This window comes from Nonlabens sp. Asnod3-H03 (genome assembly GCF_045063665.1).
GTDB lineage: Bacteria > Bacteroidota > Bacteroidia > Flavobacteriales > Flavobacteriaceae > Nonlabens > Nonlabens ulvanivorans.
Genome location: NZ_JBEFOD010000007.1, coordinates 17541 through 39082 on the forward strand (window position 1 = coordinate 17541; position 21542 = coordinate 39082).

Genomic DNA, 21542 nt, shown 5'->3' on the forward strand with positions numbered 1-21542 from the left:
TGATAAAATCAGAGCTCTTGAAGTTGCAAAAAATCGTTTATAAAAAATATGAATATTGGATAAAAAAACGCCCTTCAACTCGTATCTTGTCTTCCCTAGAAAAAGAAAAAAGTGCAAGATTATATATCTCAATTAAATGACGCGCAACGTGAACCAGTGTTGCAAAAAGATGGTGCCATGATCGTTATAGCTGGTGCTGGATCTGGTAAGACTCGAGTACTAACTTTGCGTATTGCATATTTAATGCAACAAGGTGTAGATGCTTTTAATATTCTATCACTTACGTTTACTAACAAGGCTGCTCGCGAAATGAAAAAGCGTATCGCAGACATCGTTGGTCAAAGTGAAGCAAAGAATTTATGGATGGGTACCTTCCACTCTGTTTTTGCAAGACTATTGCGTATGGAAGCAGATAAATTAGGCTATCCATCAAATTTCACTATTTATGATTCACAAGACTCGCAAAGATTAGTGAGCGCTATCATAAAAGAAATGGGACTGGATAAAGATGTTTACAAATACAAGCAAATTGCTTCTCGCATCTCTTCCATGAAGAATAGCCTTATTACCGTAAGAGCTTATTTTAACGATGCAGACTTGCAAGAGGCAGATGCGATGGCGCGCAGACCACGTTTTGGAGATATTTATAAAGAATATGTGGAGCGTTGTTTCAAAGCAGGTGCAATGGACTTTGACGATTTATTGTTAAAAACAAATGAACTATTGAATCGCTTTCCAGAAGTACTGGCAAAATATCAAAATCGTTTTCAATACATTCTCGTTGATGAGTATCAAGATACTAACCATTCACAATACCTCATCGTAAAAGCACTCTCTGATAAATTTCAAAATATATGTGTGGTAGGTGATGATGCGCAATCTATTTATGCATTCCGTGGTGCAAACATTAATAACATTCTGAATTTTCAGCGCGATTATGAAGGTGTAAAGGCCTATCGACTAGAACAGAATTATCGATCCACAAAAAATATTGTAGAAGCAGCAAACTCTATCATTGATAAAAATAAAACGAAGCTAGACAAAGTTGTATGGACAGCAAATAATGATGGACCCAAAATCATCGTACATCGTTTAATGAGTGATGCCGAAGAAGGACGATATGTCGCTGGTTCAATTTTTGAAAATAAGATGCAAAAGCAACTGGGTAATGATCAGTTTGCTATTCTTTACAGGACTAATGCGCAATCCAGAGCGATGGAAGATGCCTTGCGTAAAAGAGATATCCCTTATAGAATTTATGGAGGATTGAGTTTTTACCAACGTAAAGAGGTTAAAGATGTACTAGCCTATTTAAGAGTTATCGTTAATCCTAAAGATGAAGAATCTTTAAAACGTATTATTAATTATCCAGCGCGTGGTATAGGTGCGACTACTATGGATAAATTGATTGTTGCAGCAAAGCACTATGACCGCAGTATTTTTGAAGTTATAGAACATATTGATCGCATTGACATAGGAATTGCTAGCAGTACAAAAACAAAGCTTAAAAACTTTGTCATGATGATTAAGAGCTTTCAGGCTCTTGAAGAAACACAATCTGTTTTTGAACTTACAGAATATGTGATAAAGAAAAGTGCATTAATTAATGAGCTTAAAAAAGATGGTAGTCAAGAAGGTATCTCTAAAGTTGAGAATATTGAAGAGCTACTGAATGGAATGCGAGACTTTGTTGAAGGTCAGAAAGAAGTTGATGAAGCTAGAGGTTCTCTTGCAGAGTTTCTAGAAGATGTCGCTCTAGCAACTGATTTAGATAATGAAAAAGACACCGATGATCGAGTTTCTTTAATGACTATTCACCTTGCCAAAGGATTAGAGTTTCCATACGTATATATCGTAGGAATGGAAGAAGATCTTTTCCCTAGTGGAATGAGTATGAATACTCGCGAGGAATTAGAAGAGGAACGACGCCTATTTTATGTAGCACTTACTAGAGCAGAGCATCAAGCATACCTTACTTATACCTTAAGTAGATATCGATGGGGAAAACTAGTCGATGCAGAACCTAGCCGTTTTATTACTGAGATAGATGACCAATATCTAGAGTACACAACTCCTATGGATGATTATAGGTACAAAAGCGCCTTAACCGATCATTTATGGGATGAACCAGACAAATCTAAATTAAGACAGCGTAAACCAGTATCTGGTAAGCCACCTAGTGTTAGTAGACCTAGTGAAGATCAGATTAGAAAACTGCGCAAGATACGACCTAGTTCATCTAGTAATAATAGTGCTCCATCAGGTTTTGAAGGAAGCTTAGAGCCAGGAATGATCGTCTCACATGGACGCTTCGGCCGAGGAACCGTTGTAAATATAGAAGGTGCTGGTGGTGAGAAAAAAGCAGAAATTAACTTTCAAGTCGGTGGAATTAAAAAACTATTATTACGATTTGCAAAATTGGAGGTTATTGACGAATAAACAATCTACAAGCATCAACACGATTAGGTGTTTAAATTAGCGCTTAATATTTAACTAAACGACCAATTAAACCAACCCATAATGAATAACCTAGACTACCCTATCAAATTTAGCTTCAAGGTAACCACGCTTTCAAATGATTTTACAGCGCGCAATGCCCAAGGACAAACCATAGCCTATGTAAAGCAAAAAATGTTCAAACTAAAAGAAGCTGTAAACGTTTATAGTGATGAGAGTAAAACAAGAGTTTTATTTACTATCGCTGCAAATAAATGGTTGGATTGGAGTGCCGCTTACAGCATGATGGATGCAAACAATAAGGAGATAGGTAAAATCGCACGCAAAGGATGGCGTAGCATGTGGAAAGCTGAATATAATATCATCGATCAAAACCAGCAACCACAGTATAACGTTAAGGAACAAAGTGCTTTTACTCGTTTTCTAGATAATTTATTAGGTGAGATTCCTATTCTAGGTTTTTTTACTGGATACCTTTTTAATCCGACCTATAACGTGACTAATAGCAAAGGTGAAGTTGTAGTAAAGCTAAAAAAAATGCCTTCATTTTTAGGTAAGGAATTTGAACTTACTAAGCATACAGATATAGATGAAGATGACAAAGAAAGAGTGATGTTAGGCCTTATGATGATGATTTTGTTAGAACGACGTAGAGGATAAATATTCTTTTACCACTCGACAATAGTTTTAGAAATATAATGATAGATTACTTTTGACATTGAAAGTTTACAAAATCAAAAAAGTTGTACGAACATAATTTCCCTCATAAACGATTTAATATCACGTTAGAATTTCTAGAAAAACATATTTCAAAAGACCAATCTATTTTAGATTTAGGAGTTGAAAATCCGTTTTCTAAGATAATGAAAGACGCTGGTTATGATGTACAGAATACCAGTGGTACTGACCTAGATGATGATGTTAGTGAAATAGAGAATTTTAATGGTAATGTCGTTACAGCTTTTGAAATATTTGAACATCTAGTAAGTCCTTATACCTCATTAAAAGCCATTTCAGGTAATAAAGTCGTAATAAGCGTTCCATTAAAACTATGGTTCACCAGTGCTTATCGTAATAAAAATGATATTAGAGATCAACATTATCACGAGTTTGAACCTTGGCAACTGGACTATGTACTAGAAAAAGCAGGATGGAAAGTAATGGATAGTATTAAGTTTACTAACCCAGTAAAGAAACTAGGTATTAGACCATTACTGCGACATTTCACAAATCGTTATTATCTCGTTTATTGTGAAAAAATATCATCAAAGACATAATGAAAATTGCTGTCATCATTCCTACTTACAATGAAGAACGTTTTATAGCCAAAACGCTCGACAGCTTACTATCCCAAACTTTCAAAATTTCCAAAATTCTCATTGTCAACGATAATTCTACCGATGGCACGTTGCAAATAGCACAATCTTATCAAAATCAGCACGAGTCTATTTGTGTTATTACTCATCAATCGAGCGATCAAAATATTCCTGGATCTAAAGTTATTAATGCCTTTAATGTAGGTCTTTCAAATATCAAAATAACAGATTTTGATATCATTTGTAAATATGATGCCGATCTTATTTTTCCTGCTAATTATATAGAATTACTAGTGTCACGCTTCCGCGAAAGCGATACAAATGGTATGGTTGCAGGTCATTGCTCAATAGAAAACAATGCTGAATGGGAACTTGAAAAAGGAACGAATAAGGATCATATTCGTGGTGCATTGAAAGCATATCGCACCACCTGTTTTCAACAAATAGGTGGACTCAAATCGTCTATAGGATGGGATACCATTGATGAAATGCTAGCTAGATTCTACGGATGGAAAGTAGTGACGATTCCTAATTTACTTGTAAAACATCTTAAGCCTACTGGTGCGTCATATAATGCTAAAGCAAAATACCTTCAAGGTGAAGCCTTCTATAAAATGCGTTATGGCTGGTGGTTAACTTTTATTACAGCTGCAAAAATGGCTTGGAATAAAAAGAAAATAAGACTTGTTTTAGACTATTTAAAAGGTTACAGATTAGCACAAAAAAATAACCTTGAACCTCTGGTGACAGAAGATCAAGGTCGTTTTATAAGGTCATACCGGTGGAACGGTATTAAGTCTAAAATAGGTTTTAGAAATTGAAAGACATTCCGAAACTAATTGTAAACTGATTGTATAAATCCTCTGCAGGAGTTAGGTCTTCTGTTTTATATGATGCAAATGGCACTGCAGCCTCTGTGTATAGTCCAAAACCATCAGTAAAAAAATAACGAGCACCTAAGTGACCACCAAAATTCTTTGTACTAAATCCTAATCCTGGATAAATATCTAAATTAGGATCTACATTAATCACGTTACCTATGTTTGCATTAAAACGTAAACGTAGCATCGCTCTTTCATCAAAATCTACACTGATGTCATCATCTATACCTAAGGCGTATGCAGCCGTTAGACCAAAAGAGATGTTTTCTCCTACTCCATAATCATAGGTCGCTTGTACACCAGTTGATCCAGATTGAAAATCAGCACCTACTTGAAATTTTTGATCTCCTTTACCTGTATAAACTTGTGCTGTTGCAGCAGTGGTTGCTATAAGAGCAAGGATAAGTAATATTTTTTTCATTTGTTATTGTTTAATTATCAAAGCACAAATATAATTATTATGCTATTCTATTATTCACCAAAGTTACTTTAATACAGGTAATATAGGATTTCCAGTCGCTCCATTAGGAAAACTAATTCCTAATAGGCTAGAAATAGTAGGCGCTATATCAATAATATGAGTTCGTTGCGCACTAGTACCATTATTAATTCCTGCACCATAAAACAATAACGGTACATGCGTATCATAGCTTTGTGAACTACCATGAGTACTACCTGTTCTAGAATAACTTATTACTCCAGGCTCAAGAACATAAACAACATCACCACTACGTTTATGGTGAAAACCATTTTGAATTAGAGCTCCTACTCCATTAGTAAAATTTGAATTAGTAAGCGCCTCACGGGTAAAAACTTTATCAATAGACTTATAATTAGTTAATAAAGAACTTAAAAATCGTTGTACATCTTCAGATTTTAATTGAGCCATTTCTAGTTGCTCATAATCTAAGAAGACTTGACTATTAGAGATTTTTTTTATGATCTTCTCATTACTATATTTAATCTTTAACTGTGCTTTTAAGAATTGCTCTAATGCATCATTTTCAAAGTACCCAGCAGCAATGCCTTGTGATTGTAAATATGCTGGATTATTAACCGCACCATGATCAGCGGTTAAGAAAACAGTGTAATTATCATTCCCAACTTGATGGTCTAAAGCGTATAAAAGACGCTCTAATTCTAGATCTAATCTTAAATAAGTATCCTCTAACTCTACTGCATTTACACCATATTGGTGTCCTACATAATCTGTACTAGAAAAACTGATAGCTAGAAAATCAGGAATAGCATCCATTCCCATTTGCTCATTTTTTAAAGCCGCTATTGCAAAATCTGCTACTAGACTATTTCCATAAGGTGTTGCCTTTAATAAACTATAGCCTCCATTTTCATCTTGTAATGCAGGTAAATCATAAGGAAATGTTGCCGTTTCTTTACCACGTGGTGCTTTTTCAAAATCATTTAAATCAGTACCACTAGCAGTATAGGTGGATAATGGGTAAAGTGTATTCCATTCTCTCATATAGGGTTGTGATGGATTACTAGCATTGTAATCACTTACCCATTTTGGTAATTCATTGATATAAAATGTAGACGAAATAAATGTCCCTTCATCGCCACCACGATACCAATAAGCTGCATCTGCAGCATGACCTGCAGGCAATATAGCACCGCGATCTTTTATAGAAATACCTATTACTTTAGAACGACCTTGTGTATGTAGTTCTAATTCATCTGTAACAGTTGTTGTCAATAAACGTCTAGGCGACATTTTACCTTCTGCATTTGTAGTCCCTACAGGTTCCACAGTATCATCACTAGCATTATAAATTGATCTATTCTCAAATTTATCAAACCAGTTATTACCTATAATACCATTGTTCATAGGTGATGTACCTGTATAAATGGAAGCATGACCTGGAGCAGTATAAGTAGGCACAAAATTATAATGGTTATTAGTAAGGTTAAAACCATCATTCATTAATCTTTTAAAACCTCCTTCACCATATCTGTTGTAAAAACGCGTGAGATAATCATAACGCATTTGATCAACTACTATACCTACGACTAACTTAGGTTTGGTTGTGTCGTTAGTATAACGTTCTTGATTAATTGATGTCTTTACGGTAGTGGTTTCTTGCTTTCGCGAAAGCGTACCACAACTGACCAATAGCGTCATAAATAGTAAAGCTGTCCAAAAAGTTTTCATGTCATAGATTTTGTGCAAAAATAAGGATAATGAAAAGCAGAAAGTTTAAGATTGCATTAAATCGCTTCATGGATTTTTTATCTACTTTTACCATTCATGAGATTTCTAAGACACATAGGTAAATATATGTTGATGTTAATAGGTGTTTTCAAAAGACCTACTAAAACATCTGTATTGAGAGAACTGGTACTTAAGGAGATAGACGACTTAATTATCGGCTCCATAGGTATAACGGCTTTTATATCCCTTTTTATGGGAGCCGTAGTGGCACTGCAAACTGCCTTAAACCTAGACAACCCTTTGATTCCTAAAAGTTTAATAGGTTTTGCGACTAGACAGTCCATAATTTTAGAGTTTGCACCTACATTTATATCAGTTATTATGGCTGGTAAAGTAGGCTCTTATATTACCTCGAGTATAGGCACTATGAGAGTTACAGAGCAAATTGATGCTCTTGAAGTAATGGGTATTAATCCTCTTAATTATTTAATTTATCCAAAGATTATAGCGCTATTATTCTATCCATTTTTAATTGCTATCATCATGTTTGTTGGGATATTTGGTGGATTTCTAGCCAGTGTTTATGGAAATCTGGTAAGCTTAGAAGATTTTGTTGTTGGTTTACAAGATACTTTTATCCCATGGCACATTGCATATGCATTTATTAAAACAATGGTTTTTGGTATACTGTTAGCGACTATACCTAGTTATCATGGTTATTATATGGAAGGTGGCGCATTAGAAGTTGGTAAAGCCTCTACGACATCTTTTGTATGGACATGTGTTGCCATTATTGTAGCCAACTATATTCTTACTCAAATACTTCTGACCACATGATAGAAATTAAAAACTTATATAAAGGATTTAATGGAGAAGCGGTCCTGAAAGGTATTAATGCTACATTTGAGCAAGGAAAAACAAATATGATCATAGGCGCCAGTGGATCTGGTAAGTCTGTGTTTTTAAAAAATATGCTTGGCTTATTTGAGCCCGATGATGGTGAGATTATCTATTCTGGTGAATCTTTATTGGATATGGATATTGACCGCAAGAGTGAATTACGTAAGGAAATGGGAATGCTATTTCAACACAGTGCTCTCTTTGACTCTATGACCGTTGAAGAAAATATCATGTTTCCACTTAGAATGTTTTCTAGAATGAAACTTGCTGAGCGTAGAGAGCGAGCAAACGAAATTCTGGAACGTGTTAACCTAGTCAATCTGAATAAAAAAATGCCTAGTGAGATCTCTGGTGGACAACAAAAACGTGTTGCCCTAGGTAGAGCTATTGCAAATAATCCACAGTATTTATTTTGTGATGAGCCCAATAGTGGATTAGACCCTAAAACAGCTACCGTAATCGATCAATTGATTCAAGAAATAACACACGAGCGTAATATTACCACCGTGATTATATCACACGATATGAATTCTGTGATGGAAATAGGTGAAACCATTGTTTTTCTTAAAGACGGATTGATCGCCTGGGAAGGAGGCAATAAAGAAATCTTTAAGACCGATAATGAAGCGGTAACCGACTTCGTTTATAGCTCAGACTTATTTAAGAAAGTAAGAATTGCGCAGAATGAAGGTTTTTAAGCGTTCAAATATTCGTTAATAATTATATAACATTATTATCTCAATACGGCTATTTTCATATTTTTAAGAAACTTAAAAGTATAATATGGTCAGTAACAAGATAAAGTGGTCGGTAGGTTTATTTCTAGTCATTGCGCTTATACTCGCAACTAATTTCATTGATCGCAATAACTTTAAGCGAGTACAAGATTCGGTTTCTACTATTTATGAAGATCGACTGGTTGCTAAGGATTTGATTTATGACATTCAGTTAGAGATTCACGAGAAGGAATTGCTTATTGCTTTAAATAACACTACCGCGTATTTATCTCAAAAGAACGAGGCTCAAGATGAATTAAATGATTCTATGACGCAGTTTTCTACCACTAAATTAACTCTCGAAGAAGAAAAGGTTTTTAATAATCTACAAACAGAGCTCGCTGCTCTATTCACATTAGAAAACGCTACTGATTTTACAGCTGTAAACGGTCAAGACAACAGTCGCTTACAACAGCAACTAGACTTGATCAATGAGACACTTCTCAAACTGTCAGATATACAAATAAAAGAAGGCAATCGCCAGATGCATATCGGTAAAAAGGCGATGGCGTCCATGGAACTTTTAACTCAAATGGAAGTATGGATTATGATTATTCTCGCCGTTATCATTCAAGTTATAATTCTTTATAATCCTAAGAAGTAGCGTGCTATCGAGGTTATTTTTTATTAAGCAATAGCAGAAGACCTATCTTCAAATTATATACTTCGAAAATAACTGAATAAAAGCTTGTCAATTTATTTTCTTTTAATAAATTTGGACAATAATTGTCTAAAATAATTTTGACCAATGAAAACATTAGGTGAAATTTTAAAATCAGCTAGAGAGGAAAAAGATATGATACTTCGTAAAGTAGCTGCTGAAGTAGATATTGATCAATCTCTGATTAGCAAATTTGAGAAAAGTGAAAGAAAGCCAACTAAAGAACAGGTCATAAGACTTGCAGTATTTTATGGCTTGTCGGAAGAAGAGTTAGTCATAAATTGGTACTCAGAAAAAATAGCGGACGATTTAAAATATACAGAATCCACTTCAGAGATACTGAAAGTGGCTGAAGAAAAAATACAATACTATAAATCCAGAGAAAATGGAAAATAAGAAAATCAAAGTAGCTGAACTATTTGCAGGTGTTGGCGGTTTTCGACTCGGACTTGAAAAAAGTAATTATGAAATAGTATGGAGTAATCAATGGGAACCTTCTACTAAACTGCAACACGCTTCTAAGGTTTATGAAGCTCGTTTTGGCAAAGAGAATCATTCCAACCAAGACATTGCGACTGTGCCTACTAAGGATATTCCTGACCATGATTTATTAGTTGGCGGATTCCCTTGCCAAGATTATTCAGTAGCAACAACATTACATAATTCAAAAGGATTAAAAGGTAAAAAAGGAGTGTTGTGGTGGACTATACATAGAATACTAGAAGAAAAGAAAAAGAAGCCAAAATATTTATTTTTAGAAAATGTAGATAGACTTTTAAAGTCTCCTGCTAGTCAACGTGGTCGTGATTTTGCTGTAATGCTTCAAAGCCTAAATGATTTAGGTTATGCTGTTGAATGGCGAGTCATTAATGCTGCTGAGTATGGAATGCCACAAAGAAGGAGAAGAGTCTTCTTTATAGGTTATCATAAATCTACAAGTACTTGTAAGTCTATAAATAAGATAAGTAAAGAAAAATGGCTTGTTGAAGATGGAACAATGGCATCTGCTTTTCCTGTAGGTCAAACCATTTCTTTACAAGAAATAGAACTAAGTGGTGATTTGGTCGAAATTACTAATGAATTTAATAAAGAAGGTAAACTGTCTCCATTTCACAACACTGGAATTATGATAAATGGAAAAGTGTATACCGGAAAAACAATTCCAAGTTATGATGGTCCTAGAAAAGTTCTTGGTGATATATTGCAGAATGGTGAAGTAACCAATGAATTCTTTATCGATAAAGATGACTTACCTAAATGGGATTATTTAAAAGGATCTAAAAAGGAAGTAAGAAAGACAAAAGATGGCTATGAATATAATTACGCTGAAGGTTCCATGATTTTCCCAGACGCTTTAGACAACGCCTCAAGGACTATAATAACAGGTGAAGGCGGGAAATCAGCTTCTAGATTTAAACATGTCGTGAATTCAGACAGAGGATTAAGAAGATTAACACCTGTTGAGTTAGAACGACTTAATATGTTTCCCGATAATCATACAGAACTAGAAGGTATTACCGATACGAAAAGAGCTTTCTTTATGGGAAATGCTTTAGTAGTTGGAGTTATTGAGAAGATTGGAGAAGAACTTTATCAAAGAATAAAAAATAATGACTAAGACATTCATACCTACCAAAAAAACTATTGGCGAATTATATTACAAACCTAATTTTATTTATACTATACCCAAATACCAAAGACCATATAGCTGGAGAAAAGAAAATCTAGAAGAACTTTGGAAAGTAATAGAAAGAGGAGAATCAATATTCTTAGGTACAGTTATTTATAACATTGATGAATTTGAAACTAAACAAGAAAAAGAAATAATAGATGGTCAACAGCGATATGTAACCATTACAATTTTAGCTGCGGCATTAAGGAATTTCTTGTTAGAATTTCATAAGAATAGTCAAACAGCAGATTCTTTGAGTAGAGCAAATGATGTGAATGAAAACTTAATAGGTCAAAGACAAGTTCTTACAAACGAATTTAAAAATTATCTAAAAGTTGGGTCAACAGCTCAAAGTTACTTCGAGAATAATATACAATTATATAACAGCAGTAGTTTCCTTGCAAATTCAGAAGAAGAAATTGGATTAACTGATCCTAAGACTGAAGAAGAAAAGTTGATTAAAATTGCTTACTTATATTTCAAGGAAAGGATAAAGGAAAAGGTTGTTAATTCCGATTATGAAAGTGTATTTAAGATGATTTATAAGAATCTCAATCAACTATTTGTAATAAGTATTGAGATTGATGATTATGAGATGGCTTTTGAGATTTTTGAATCTGTTAATGGTCAAGGAGTCGATTTAAGTGTTTCAGATTTAATAAAAAATCAGATTTTTAAAAATATTGATAAGAATCTATTGTTAAAAGCAGAAGAAACTTGGATAGATATAATTGAAAATCTTGAGAGTTCTGGAATTGAAATATCACCAAAAGAATTCTTGAGATACTATTGGGCATCAAAACATAATTACATTCCTGATTCTAAATTATATAATGCCATTAAAAATGAATTAAAATCAGAAAAAGAAAAATGGCATTTCCTATTAGAAGATTTACACGAAGAATCGCAAATTTTAAACAAAATACTTACCTATACTAAAGGTCAATGGCAGAATGAATTAGGTTTACAAAATGGTATGAAGGTTCATTATTGTATTCGTGCATTAAAAGCAATAAGAGGGAAAACTTGGATAGTATTAGTTGTTGCATTATTTCGGAACCAAGAAAAATTAAAGACTTACAAATTAAATTTTATAAAGCACCTTGAGAAAATCCAAGAATTCACATTCTACTATTCAGGTATTATGGGATTACCAGGAAATTGGTATTGGATTCAGATTCACACAACCGCAAGAAAAATAAATCAATATGATGACAAGAGTAAGTTAAACGAATTATTTCTAAACTTATTCAAAACATTTGGAGAAAAATTAAATCCATCGAAGCATGATTTTTACGAAGGCATTTCTGGGATAAAGTATTCTAATAAAAATAGAAGTTTAATTAGATATACCTTAAGTGAGATAGAAAGTAAACTTCAAGGTAAAGAATCCTCAGGTTGGAATGAGGACAAGGTAAATATTGAGCATTACGTACCACAAGAACCAAAAGAATGGAATCTTAATAAAAAAGAGATTAAGCCCTATATACACTCACTTGGTAATTTACTTTTAATACCGGAAAGACTCAACGGCCGATTACAAAACAAACCTTCATCAGAGAAAATTAATATTATAAAAAAGGTAGAACCAGATATGATGTTATTGAAAATTTTGGTGGAGAACATCGAAAACAGAAAATGGGATTTTGATTCACTAAAAAATAATAACTTTTTAGCTTTAACACAACGTCAAGAATACATGAGTGAAATTGCTTACGAAATATGGGTTGTTGACTTAAAGAGAAAACTTGGATACTAATGAATATTAATGATTCAAACTCTATAATTGAATTTGCAAAGCTTTTAAAAGGTAATACTCTAAGAGAAGCTTGTGGAAAAGAAATTGAAGAACATAATTATTTAGGCAAGGGAAATTTCGGTCAAATATTAGAGAAATTTTACTTCGGTTATGAGCCAAACTCGGACTCTGAACCAGACTTTAAGGAAGCCGGTTTAGAGCTTAAATCTAGTCCATTGAAAACTTTAAAAAATGGAGAATACCGTTCAAAGGAAAGATTAGTTCTAAACATAATTAATTACTTAGAAGTACATGAACAAGAATTTGAGAATAGTTCATTCTGGAAAAAAAATGCTCATCTATTATTGGTTTTCTATCTTCATGAAAAGGAAGTTGATTTACTGGACTATGTAATTAAGCTAGTTGATGATTGGAATTATCCTGATGAGGATTTAAAAATCATCAAACAAGATTGGGAGAAAATCAATCAAAAAATAAAAGAAGGAAAAGCACATGAGCTATCTGAAGGTGATACTTTTTATCTAGGTGCGTGTACAAAAGGTTCAACTGCTTTAAAATCCTATAGAGATCAACCATTCAATACAAAGAAAGCTAAACAGAGAGCTTACTCTTTAAAACAAGGATACGTTAATCATATCATTGCTAACATCGCTAGTGAAGAAGATGCTGTTTATGGTAAAATATTAAATAATCAGCAAGAATTGAGCGCTGAAGTTAATATAGAGAAGTTTGTAATAGAAAGGTTTATTCCGTTTTATGGCAAGTCCGCAAAAGCAATTGAAGAAGAATTATTATTAAAACTCAATCCAAAATCAAAAAGCTATTTTGCAAGTCTTACAAGCGCAATTTTAGGGATTGAATTAGGTAAAAAAATTGAAGAATTTGAAAAAGCAGATATTCAAGTAAAAACCATCCGACTTAAAGAAAATGATTTACCAAAGGAAGATATTTCATTCCCAACATTTAAATACACTGAATTATTGGAGACAGATTGGGAAGATTCTGAATTTAAAAATATTTTAGAAAGTAAATTTTTCTTTGTTTTTTATCAATTTCAAAGAACAGAATTAGTTTTGAGAAAAGTTCAATTTTGGAATATGCCATTCAGTGATATTGAAGAAGCCAAAGTTGTTTGGGCAAGAATGGTTCATACTATATCAGAAGGAGAGATTGTTAAGGAAATAACTGATCGAGGAACACGTAAAACATTCTTTCCTAAAAAAAGTGAGAATAGAATTAGTCATGTAAGACCTCATGCACAAAATGCAGATGACACTTATGACCTACCATTTAATGATAAATTAACTGGATTACATGCATATACAAAACATAGTTTTTGGTTAAATGCTTCCTACGTTAGAGATGAAATCTATTTAAAATAACCTCTACTCCTCCAAACTATCTACTGCAACAACTAGACTACGTTCCAACTCATTAATTTTAATCTTGTCGGTTTTAAGGCGGTATTGCAACCAGTTTGCCATGCGTGTTTTTATCGCACCGCGATCTTGCTGGGTTAAAGTGGTATCGTTAAAACGGATATTATACTCTGCAATCGTGTCTGTAAGTTGTGTGATAAAGTCCTTATTCACAGACTCCGCATAGCTTATACTGGAGATTTGAGGATAGTTCAATCGCACCTCTTCACTAATGATGTCAAAGTTCTTACCTTGTTCATTAACGCGACGCAATTCATCTTCTAGCGCTGCAATACGCACATCCTTATCTTGTATCAAGCGCAGCTTATCAATAAGTTCTTCTTGTACCATTTCTACACCATCATTATTGACGTCAGGCATCGTACTACCTTGATAAAATCTTACGTTGGCTTCTTCTAGATGTTCTTGTGATTTAAATTTTTTCTTCCATTCATCAACGATAGGTTGTGGAACTGGCGCACCTAGCATGACTATATCTAGGGTTTGAGTATCCTTATTCCAGTCATCGTTAGGTCTCATCCCATCATATTGAACAATTTCATTCATAAATTGGTTCACGGCATTTTGTCTTAGTTGATCTTGTAATAACTGATAAAACAATACAACAGATGGTAGTAAAACTAAAAAACCAATTAGTGAAGCTAATCTAGACACACGTTTACGTTTAGCCTGATTTGCATATTTCACCATAGGAAACGCAAGAAGCTTACAAACTAAATATGTAGATAAAGCGATGAAAACTGCGTTAATACAGAATAAATAAATCGCACCTCCAAAAACTTTTAATTGCCACGTGGCAATACCATAACCTGCCGTACATAACGGTGGCATTAACGCAGTAGCAATTGCTACACCAGCAATGGCATTTGATATAGTTCCTTTCTTAGCTTTGGCAACAATTAATGCTAATCCACCAAAAATAGCAATAAGAACATCGAGTATTGTAGGATACGTACGAGCATCTAATTCACTGGTAATCTCCTTCATCGGAGTGATTAAAAAGTACAATGACGCTGTTAAAAGAGATAATCCCATCATTACACCTAGATTGATCAACGACCTGCGCAACATAGTATCATCGTTAATTGCTGTACCTAATCCCATACCTACAATAGGTCCCATAAGTGGAGATATTAACATGGCTCCTATTACAACTGCAGTTGAGTCTGCATTAAGTCCTATAGATGCAATAAATATAGAGAAGATTAGAATCCACGCATTATGGCCTTGAAAAGAGATATCTTTTCTAACCGACTCAATGGTTTCATCTCTATCAGAGTCTTTTCTGATATCTAATAAGTCATGTAAAAATGCCATGATATTATCCCAAATACCACTAATTTTTTGCTGGTTAACCTCAAGACTGTTATCAATTTCAGTCTGTGAATTTTGTGATTCTTGTGATTCCATTAACCTATTTCTTTACCGTACTTATCCATTGCTGTATTACGGATTTCTTTAATTTCTTGCTCAGCATTTTTAGGGATAATCATTAATACATCATCTTGATCAACCACGATATAATCTTCTAGACCTTGTAAAATTACTTTTTTACCAGGTGCTGTTCTCACCATATTGCCGTGTGATTCTATCGCTGTGACACTAGCATTAACAATGGCATTAGACTCTTCATTCTTTTCTAGTTTGTCATATAAGGAACCCCAAGTACCTAAGTCATTCCAAGAGAATCGAGCTGGTAGCACATAAACTTCTTTAGAATTTTCCATGATGGCATAGTCTACTGATATGTTCTCTGCTTTTGGATATTCACTCTCTAAAAACGACACTTCTTCTTCCGTATTTAGAACCTGCATGCCGTTGGTGAATAATTGGGTCATGGTAGGTTGCGCTTTCGCGAAAGCGTCAACCACAGCATCTACACTCCATATAAATATACCAGCGTTCCATAAAAAATTACCTGCATCTAGAAATTGCTGTGCTGTTTCTAAATTAGGTTTCTCACGGAATTGATTTACCTTTTTTACAGCTGTTGTCTCTTGATTATACTCAATATATCCATAACCAGTATTAGGTGATGTAGGTTGAATCCCTAGAGTCATCAATGCCTGTGGATGTTGCTCACAAAAGGCAAATGTGGTCGCTAAATCTTCATTAAAAAGATCTTCTTCGGCAATATAATGGTCGCTGGGCGCAACAATCATACTAGCCTCTGGATTCATTTTTTGAATTTTTAATGCTGCTAGTAAGATACATGGTGCGGTATTGCGCATGGCAGGCTCGGCAACTATATTCTCTGGTAACACTTCAGGTAATTGCTCTTTAACAAGATCTACATAAGCCTCATTAGTTAAAATAAGAATGTTATTTGCTGGTATTTGAGCTTGCAATCTGGTAAAGGTCATTTGTAATAATGACTTACCTAACCCTAGCATATCATGAAATTGCTTAGGAAATGACTGTTTACTTACTGGCCAGAATCGGGAACCGACTCCACCGGCCATTATTACTGCATATTTATTACTCATTCTTAACTTTTTAAAACTTCTACCTGAACATTAGGCTGGAAAAGATAAACTTTACCACTCTCTATTTCTAAGCATTCATAGCGTTTACGCAACTTTTTACCTTTTTGAAATTTACGTCCATTATCTGTCGCAAAAATAGCGCCTTGCACTAACTCAAATATATAATTTTTATCAGTGGCAGCATCATACTTTTTAAGAGCTACACTTAAATGTGCATCAGTATCACTACTGGCTGTTGGATTTTTAAAATGTCTGGCCAGTAAAGGCAAAACATCATTGGGGAAAATGTCTGGTCTTAAAAAAGGTAGCATTAAATGTTGGAAGGTATGTTTCCACTCTACTCCATGTGGTTTAATAGCCCTACCATACTTTTTAAAAGCAACTAAATGAGCAATCTCATGAACCAATGTTACTAAAAAACGATACTGATTTAAGTTTGCGTTAATGGTAATGCGATGAGATCCATCTGGTAATGGTCTATAATCACCATGCCTAGTCTTACGTTCATTTACAATTTTGAGATGAACGGCATTCATCTCTAGCAATTGAGTTAAAGGCATTACAGCAAGTCGTGGTATATATTTATCTAAAACCGACACTAATAATAAGTTACTTTAATGAATTACAAGTTAGGGATGAAAAGTAGGATTAGAAAGTGAATAATAGCTTAGTTATTAAGATACTTTATAAAAAGTTAATACTAGTAAAATCAAAAATCCCATCTAGAAACTTAGATGGGATTTAATGTATTAAACTAAAAGTCGCCGCTACAGGTGACCGATGATATCATTTTATTTATTTCTTTCCTTTTTTCTGTTCTTCTTGTTGGGCTTGTGCTTGCTCCATGATCTCACTCATCTTTGAAGCAAAACGTCCTTTCTTCTTTTTAGGTGCTGCTTTTGCTTTCTCGATTTTAGCAAGTACTTTATCTTCTTTGATTACAAAGTTTTTAATTACTAGCATGATACCTATGGTAATCAAGTTAGATACAAAGTAATACAATGACAATCCACTAGCATAGTTATTGAAGAATACTAGCATGAACAGTGGTGATAGATACATGATGAACTTCATATTAGGCATACCAGGCTGCTGTGTGTTTTGCATGGTCTGACCAGTAGTCATTTGCATGTAAAAGAATATAGCAACAGAAGCTAGGATAGGAAACAAACTTACGTGATCACCATAGAATGGGATATCCCAGCCTTCAGGTAATTTAAATATTTGATCATAGCTTGATAAATCGTCTGCCCATAGAAAACTCTTTTGCCTTAAGTCAAAGGCTGTTGGGAAGAACTTAAAGAGTGCAAAGAAAACAGGCATTTGTAATAGCCCTGGCAAACAACCCGATAGTGGACTGGCACCAGCCTCACTCTGAATGCGCATCGTTTCTTGCTGCTTCTTCATCGCATTATCCTTATACTTCTCGGCAATACGATTTAATTCTGGACGTAGAATTTTCATTTTTGCCTGAGTCATATAACTCTTATATAAAACAGGAGATAAAATGATACGAACACATATCGTTAAAAGAATAATCGCTATTCCATAAGGTATACCGGCATTTTTAGTTAACAACGAGAATAATGGACGTATTACAAATTCATTAATCCATCCAAAAATTCCCCAACCTAAATCTACAACTTCATCTAGATTACGATCATAACCATCTAAAATATCATAATCTGTCGGACCAAAATACCAGTCCATATTGTATGCTAGTTCACCACCAGTATATTCTAACTCAATTTGAGAGTTGAATTTTTTAGTATAGGTATCTTGCTCATCATCTTGAGAAGCGATATTCTCAGAAATCAATTTAGCTTTCTTAAATGGTGTATCTGTTAATAGAATGGACGTGAAGAAATGTTGTTTATAAGCAATGTAAGAAACCTTGTCTTCTTCTTCGTCAGCTTCAGCACCTTGGCCAGTATAGTCATCACTACCATCACCGTACTCAAACTTAATTTCAGTATAACGGTTCTCGTTATCCATACCTTTAGAACGCTTGTAAGCAAGCATTTCCCAGTTAAGTTGTGGAGCGTCTGCCGTATTAAATGTTTGAGATAAACCTTGAGAACGGATGGTAAAATCCATCATATAATTCTTAGGTTGTAACTCATATCTAAATTCCAGAAATTGAGATGGACCGACATTTGCTTTAAAAGACAATACCTTATTTGCACCATTCATAGACTGTGAAGGCGTAAAGCTCATATCTTTAGTATGCATTTTACGACCATCATTAGTTACAAAGACTAAATCTAGTTGGTGATCTTTCTCATTAGGTTTTGCCAGATAAACTGGTAAAGAGTCATAGGTTTTGTAGCTTTTCAATAACGCTTCTTGAATCAAAGCTCCTTTAGAATCAATTTTGAATTGAATTAAATCATTTTCAAAAGTGATTATTTCATTTGATCCTGCTTGAAAAACACCGTTGCTAATTGCAGTTGCCGGCTCATTATTAGATGTTAATTGTGGTGTGGTATCTGGCGTCGATGCACTAGTCTCGGTAGTGGTTTCTGGATTAGCCTCTACGTCTGCTTGATTCTGACTGAACCAGTACATTAGGATTATGAAAATAAGTCCCATTCCTACTATTGACTTCCAGTCGATTGATTTTTGTTCCATAAAATTCCCCTTGCAAGGGCTGTACTGTGGTTCTTAAAAAGAACCTGTTGATTGATTTTTACACGCTTTCGCGAAAGCGCAATCTTTATAATCTTATTGCTTTCTCGCAGCTGCTGCCGCTACAAATGATTTAAATAAAGGATGTGGATTTGCCACCGTACTTTTATATTCTGGATGATATTGAACACCTATAAACCATGGGTGATCTTCTATCTCTATTATTTCTACTAATCCTGTTTTAGGATTAACACCAGTAGATTTTAATCCAGCTTTTTCTAGCTGTTCCTTATATTCATTATTATACTCATAACGATGTCTGTGGCGTTCAGAAATCATGCCTGAACCATAAATATCTGACACATTGCCACCGTTTAACTCACAATCCCATGCACCTAGACGCATGGTACCGCCCATATTTGTGATATTTTTTTGCTCTTCCATGAGAGAAATTACCGGATTTGCGGTCTTCTCATCCATCTCTACAGAATTTGCATCTTTGAGTCCTAACACATTCCTACTATACTCTATAACAGACATTTGCATTCCTAAACAAATTCCAAAGAATGGCATCTTATTTACTCGAGCATAACGTACTGCCTCGATCTTACCTTCTATCCCACGTTCTCCAAAACCTGGAGCTACTAATAAACCATCTAGGTGCGACAACTTGGCGTCAATATTATCAACTTCAAGAAATTCACTGTGAATAGATTCTATATTTACTTTTACCTCATTTGCAGCTCCTGCATGGATGAATGATTCTAGTATGGATTTATAAGAATCTTGTAATTCTACATACTTCCCTATTAAGCCAATAGTGACTTCACTCTTAGGATTTTTGTGACGTTGCACGAACTCATTCCAGTTAGTAAGGTCTGGAGCTTTTTGAATATCTAAATTTAGTTCCTCTAGAACGACTTTATCTAGACCTTCGGCCAGCATTTTATTAGGTACATCATATATAGTTTCTACATCAATAGATTGTATGACTGCCTCACGTCGCACGTTACAGAAACGTGCTAGTTTAGTTTTAATTTCTTCAGATAATTCATGCTCTGTACGGCATACTAATATGTCTGCCTGTACTCCACTTTCCATCAATGTTTTTACACTGTGTTGAGTAGGTTTAGTTTTTAATTCACCAGCTGCGCTTAAGAATGGAATCAGCGTTAAGTGAATAACCATAGAATTATGTTCTCCTAATTCCCAACTTAATTGTCTTACACTTTCTATATATGGTAATGATTCTATATCACCTACCGTACCACCTATTTCAGTAATCACAATATCATAGTCACCTGATTTACCTAAAATCTGGATTCGGTGTTTGATTTCGTCTGTAATATGTGGGATAACCTGAACGGTCTTACCTAAAAACTCACCACGACGCTCTTTTTGAATAACGCTTTGATAAATTCTACCAGTGGTAACGTTGTTAGCCTGAGAGGTGTTCACGTTTAAAAATCGCTCATAGTGACCTAAATCTAGATCGGTTTCTGCGCCATCTTCTGTAACATAACACTCACCATGCTCGTATGGATTAAGTGTTCCTGGGTCTACATTAATATAGGGATCAAGCTTTTGTATAGTTACTCTAAAACCACGCGCCTGAAGCAGTTTTGCAAGAGATGCGGCTATAATTCCTTTACCTAAAGAAGAGGTAACTCCACCGGTTACAAAAATGTATTTTGCGTGTGCCATAAACGTGTTCTGAGCTTTTAAAATCAGCTGCAAAAGTAGTCATTTTATGTAGAATTATAGAAAGGAAAAAGGTGAGTATTTTAAGACTTTTAAATAGATATACACAGAATATTTATTGTGTAACGATAGTTAAAAGATTTAATAGAATATCGTAAAATAACAATGCTTAACTAGTTTTAAAAAACTCTTGAGAGATGTAGGTTTCCCATTCTCTTTGCTTCGATAAAATCAGACCATGATTGGTTTCTTTATCATAACGTGCTTGCATGGTTTGCCTGTTAGACTCTACTCTTTTAAAAATACCTAAGATCTCTACTTTATAATTTTTAGTGGGATTGTAGTTATCAAAAGCTCTTTTAAGTATCCGAGCATGCAACTCTGATATGTTCCAATGTAATTGCTCGTGTCTCAATAATTGTGCATCGTCTTCCAGCAAATCTTTTTTCCAACTAAGCTGTGGATAAAATTCACTGCGCACATCAAATTCAATGGTTACTTGATCACGAGTTCTTTTTGCCGAATATCCATAAGCTATTCCAGAATTAACACTTGCCGCATGATGTGCATCTACCGGTGGAGTCCCCATAAAATCATCCCAAGTTAAAACTGGTTTTTCTTGAAATGTAAACTTCTTCTCTGGTACTAACAAAGTAGTCCATAAAACGGATATAAGAAGAAGTGACCAGCGCATTG

At 34.4% G+C, this 21542-nt stretch carries 19 protein-coding genes; 11 read left to right on the plus strand and 8 right to left on the minus strand.

Annotated elements, in window-relative coordinates; all coding sequences use genetic code 11:
- The first annotated feature begins 111 nt into the window (after positions 1 to 111).
- The 4 genes from ACJJVI_RS01585 to ACJJVI_RS01600 all read left to right on the plus strand — a co-directional run bounded on the left by ACJJVI_RS01585 (position 112) and on the right by ACJJVI_RS01600 (position 4594).
- The gene (locus ACJJVI_RS01585; RefSeq protein ID WP_036584717.1) at positions 112 to 2439 is read left to right on the plus strand and encodes an ATP-dependent helicase; all 2328 of its coding nucleotides are present in this window, start codon (positions 112 to 114) and stop codon (positions 2437 to 2439) included.
- An 81-nt stretch (positions 2440 to 2520) separates the two neighbouring features.
- The gene (locus ACJJVI_RS01590; protein ID WP_348021106.1) at positions 2521 to 3117 is read left to right on the plus strand and encodes a hypothetical protein; all 597 of its coding nucleotides are present in this window, start codon (positions 2521 to 2523) and stop codon (positions 3115 to 3117) included.
- Between the two features lie 83 nt (positions 3118 to 3200).
- Positions 3201 to 3734 (plus strand): methyltransferase, encoded by a 534-nt coding sequence (locus ACJJVI_RS01595; protein WP_405349949.1) that lies wholly within the window; start codon positions 3201 to 3203, stop codon positions 3732 to 3734.
- On the plus strand, positions 3734 to 4594 hold the full coding sequence (locus ACJJVI_RS01600; protein ID WP_405349951.1) for a glycosyltransferase: 861 nt from the start codon (positions 3734 to 3736) through the stop codon (positions 4592 to 4594). The genes ACJJVI_RS01595 and ACJJVI_RS01600 overlap by 1 nt, the downstream gene beginning before the upstream one ends.
- Here ACJJVI_RS01600 and ACJJVI_RS01605 read toward each other — a convergent pair.
- The gene (locus tag ACJJVI_RS01605; RefSeq protein WP_042249518.1) at positions 4584 to 5075 is read right to left on the minus strand and encodes a DUF6646 family protein; all 492 of its coding nucleotides are present in this window, start codon (positions 5073 to 5075) and stop codon (positions 4584 to 4586) included. The genes ACJJVI_RS01600 and ACJJVI_RS01605 overlap by 11 nt on opposite strands.
- Before the next feature lie 63 nt (positions 5076 to 5138).
- On the minus strand, positions 5139 to 6824 hold the full coding sequence (gene pafA, locus ACJJVI_RS01610) for an alkaline phosphatase PafA (protein WP_405349952.1): 1686 nt from the start codon (positions 6822 to 6824) through the stop codon (positions 5139 to 5141).
- Between the two features lie 96 nt (positions 6825 to 6920).
- Between pafA and ACJJVI_RS01615 the strand changes: the two genes are divergently transcribed.
- The 7 genes from ACJJVI_RS01615 to ACJJVI_RS01645 all read left to right on the plus strand — a co-directional run bounded on the left by ACJJVI_RS01615 (position 6921) and on the right by ACJJVI_RS01645 (position 13974).
- Positions 6921 to 7661, plus strand: coding sequence for an ABC transporter permease (locus ACJJVI_RS01615; protein WP_042249524.1), 741 nt, complete (start codon positions 6921 to 6923; stop codon positions 7659 to 7661).
- Positions 7658 to 8422, plus strand: a complete 765-nt coding sequence (locus ACJJVI_RS01620; RefSeq protein ID WP_042272457.1) for an ABC transporter ATP-binding protein — start codon at positions 7658 to 7660, stop codon at positions 8420 to 8422. The genes ACJJVI_RS01615 and ACJJVI_RS01620 overlap by 4 nt, the downstream gene beginning before the upstream one ends.
- Before the next feature lie 85 nt (positions 8423 to 8507).
- Positions 8508 to 9104, plus strand: a complete 597-nt coding sequence (locus tag ACJJVI_RS01625) for an MCP four helix bundle domain-containing protein (RefSeq protein WP_405349955.1) — start codon at positions 8508 to 8510, stop codon at positions 9102 to 9104.
- 144 nt (positions 9105 to 9248) lie between these two features.
- Positions 9249 to 9557 carry a helix-turn-helix domain-containing protein gene (locus tag ACJJVI_RS01630; protein WP_405349956.1) on the plus strand — a complete coding sequence of 103 codons (309 nt, stop codon included), beginning with the start codon at positions 9249 to 9251 and terminating at the stop codon, positions 9555 to 9557.
- Complete coding sequence (dcm, locus tag ACJJVI_RS01635; protein ID WP_405349958.1) at positions 9547 to 10779, plus strand: DNA (cytosine-5-)-methyltransferase; 1233 nt, start codon at positions 9547 to 9549, stop codon at positions 10777 to 10779. Before ACJJVI_RS01630 ends, dcm begins: the two co-directional genes overlap by 11 nt.
- Positions 10772 to 12592 carry a DUF262 domain-containing protein gene (locus ACJJVI_RS01640; RefSeq protein ID WP_405349960.1) on the plus strand — a complete coding sequence of 607 codons (1821 nt, stop codon included), beginning with the start codon at positions 10772 to 10774 and terminating at the stop codon, positions 12590 to 12592. The genes dcm and ACJJVI_RS01640 overlap by 8 nt, the downstream gene beginning before the upstream one ends.
- A complete protein-coding gene (locus tag ACJJVI_RS01645) occupies positions 12592 to 13974 on the plus strand; it encodes a Sau3AI family type II restriction endonuclease (RefSeq protein WP_405349962.1) in 1383 nt (460 codons plus the stop codon). The genes ACJJVI_RS01640 and ACJJVI_RS01645 overlap by 1 nt, the downstream gene beginning before the upstream one ends.
- Positions 13975 to 13977: 3 nt before the next feature.
- Here the strand turns inward: ACJJVI_RS01645 and ACJJVI_RS01650 are convergent, their stop codons facing one another.
- From ACJJVI_RS01650 to ACJJVI_RS01675, 6 genes are all read right to left on the minus strand, one after another.
- Positions 13978 to 15441, minus strand: coding sequence for a DUF389 domain-containing protein (locus ACJJVI_RS01650; protein WP_405349964.1), 1464 nt, complete (start codon positions 15439 to 15441; stop codon positions 13978 to 13980).
- Positions 15441 to 16517, minus strand: a complete 1077-nt coding sequence (locus ACJJVI_RS01655; protein WP_348021112.1) for a mannose-1-phosphate guanylyltransferase — start codon at positions 16515 to 16517, stop codon at positions 15441 to 15443. Before ACJJVI_RS01655 ends, ACJJVI_RS01650 begins: the two co-directional genes overlap by 1 nt.
- A 2-nt stretch (positions 16518 to 16519) precedes the next feature.
- Complete coding sequence (locus tag ACJJVI_RS01660; protein ID WP_051788730.1) at positions 16520 to 17077, minus strand: SprT-like domain-containing protein; 558 nt, start codon at positions 17075 to 17077, stop codon at positions 16520 to 16522.
- Between the two features lie 235 nt (positions 17078 to 17312).
- On the minus strand, positions 17313 to 19148 hold the full coding sequence (gene yidC / locus ACJJVI_RS01665) for a membrane protein insertase YidC (protein WP_405349966.1): 1836 nt from the start codon (positions 19146 to 19148) through the stop codon (positions 17313 to 17315).
- 93 nt (positions 19149 to 19241) lie between these two features.
- Positions 19242 to 20849 (minus strand): CTP synthase, encoded by a 1608-nt coding sequence (locus tag ACJJVI_RS01670; protein WP_405349968.1) that lies wholly within the window; start codon positions 20847 to 20849, stop codon positions 19242 to 19244.
- 166 nt (positions 20850 to 21015) lie between these two features.
- Positions 21016 to 21540, minus strand: coding sequence for a DUF922 domain-containing protein (locus tag ACJJVI_RS01675; RefSeq protein WP_405349970.1), 525 nt, complete (start codon positions 21538 to 21540; stop codon positions 21016 to 21018).
- Positions 21541 to 21542: the final 2 nt, after the last annotated feature.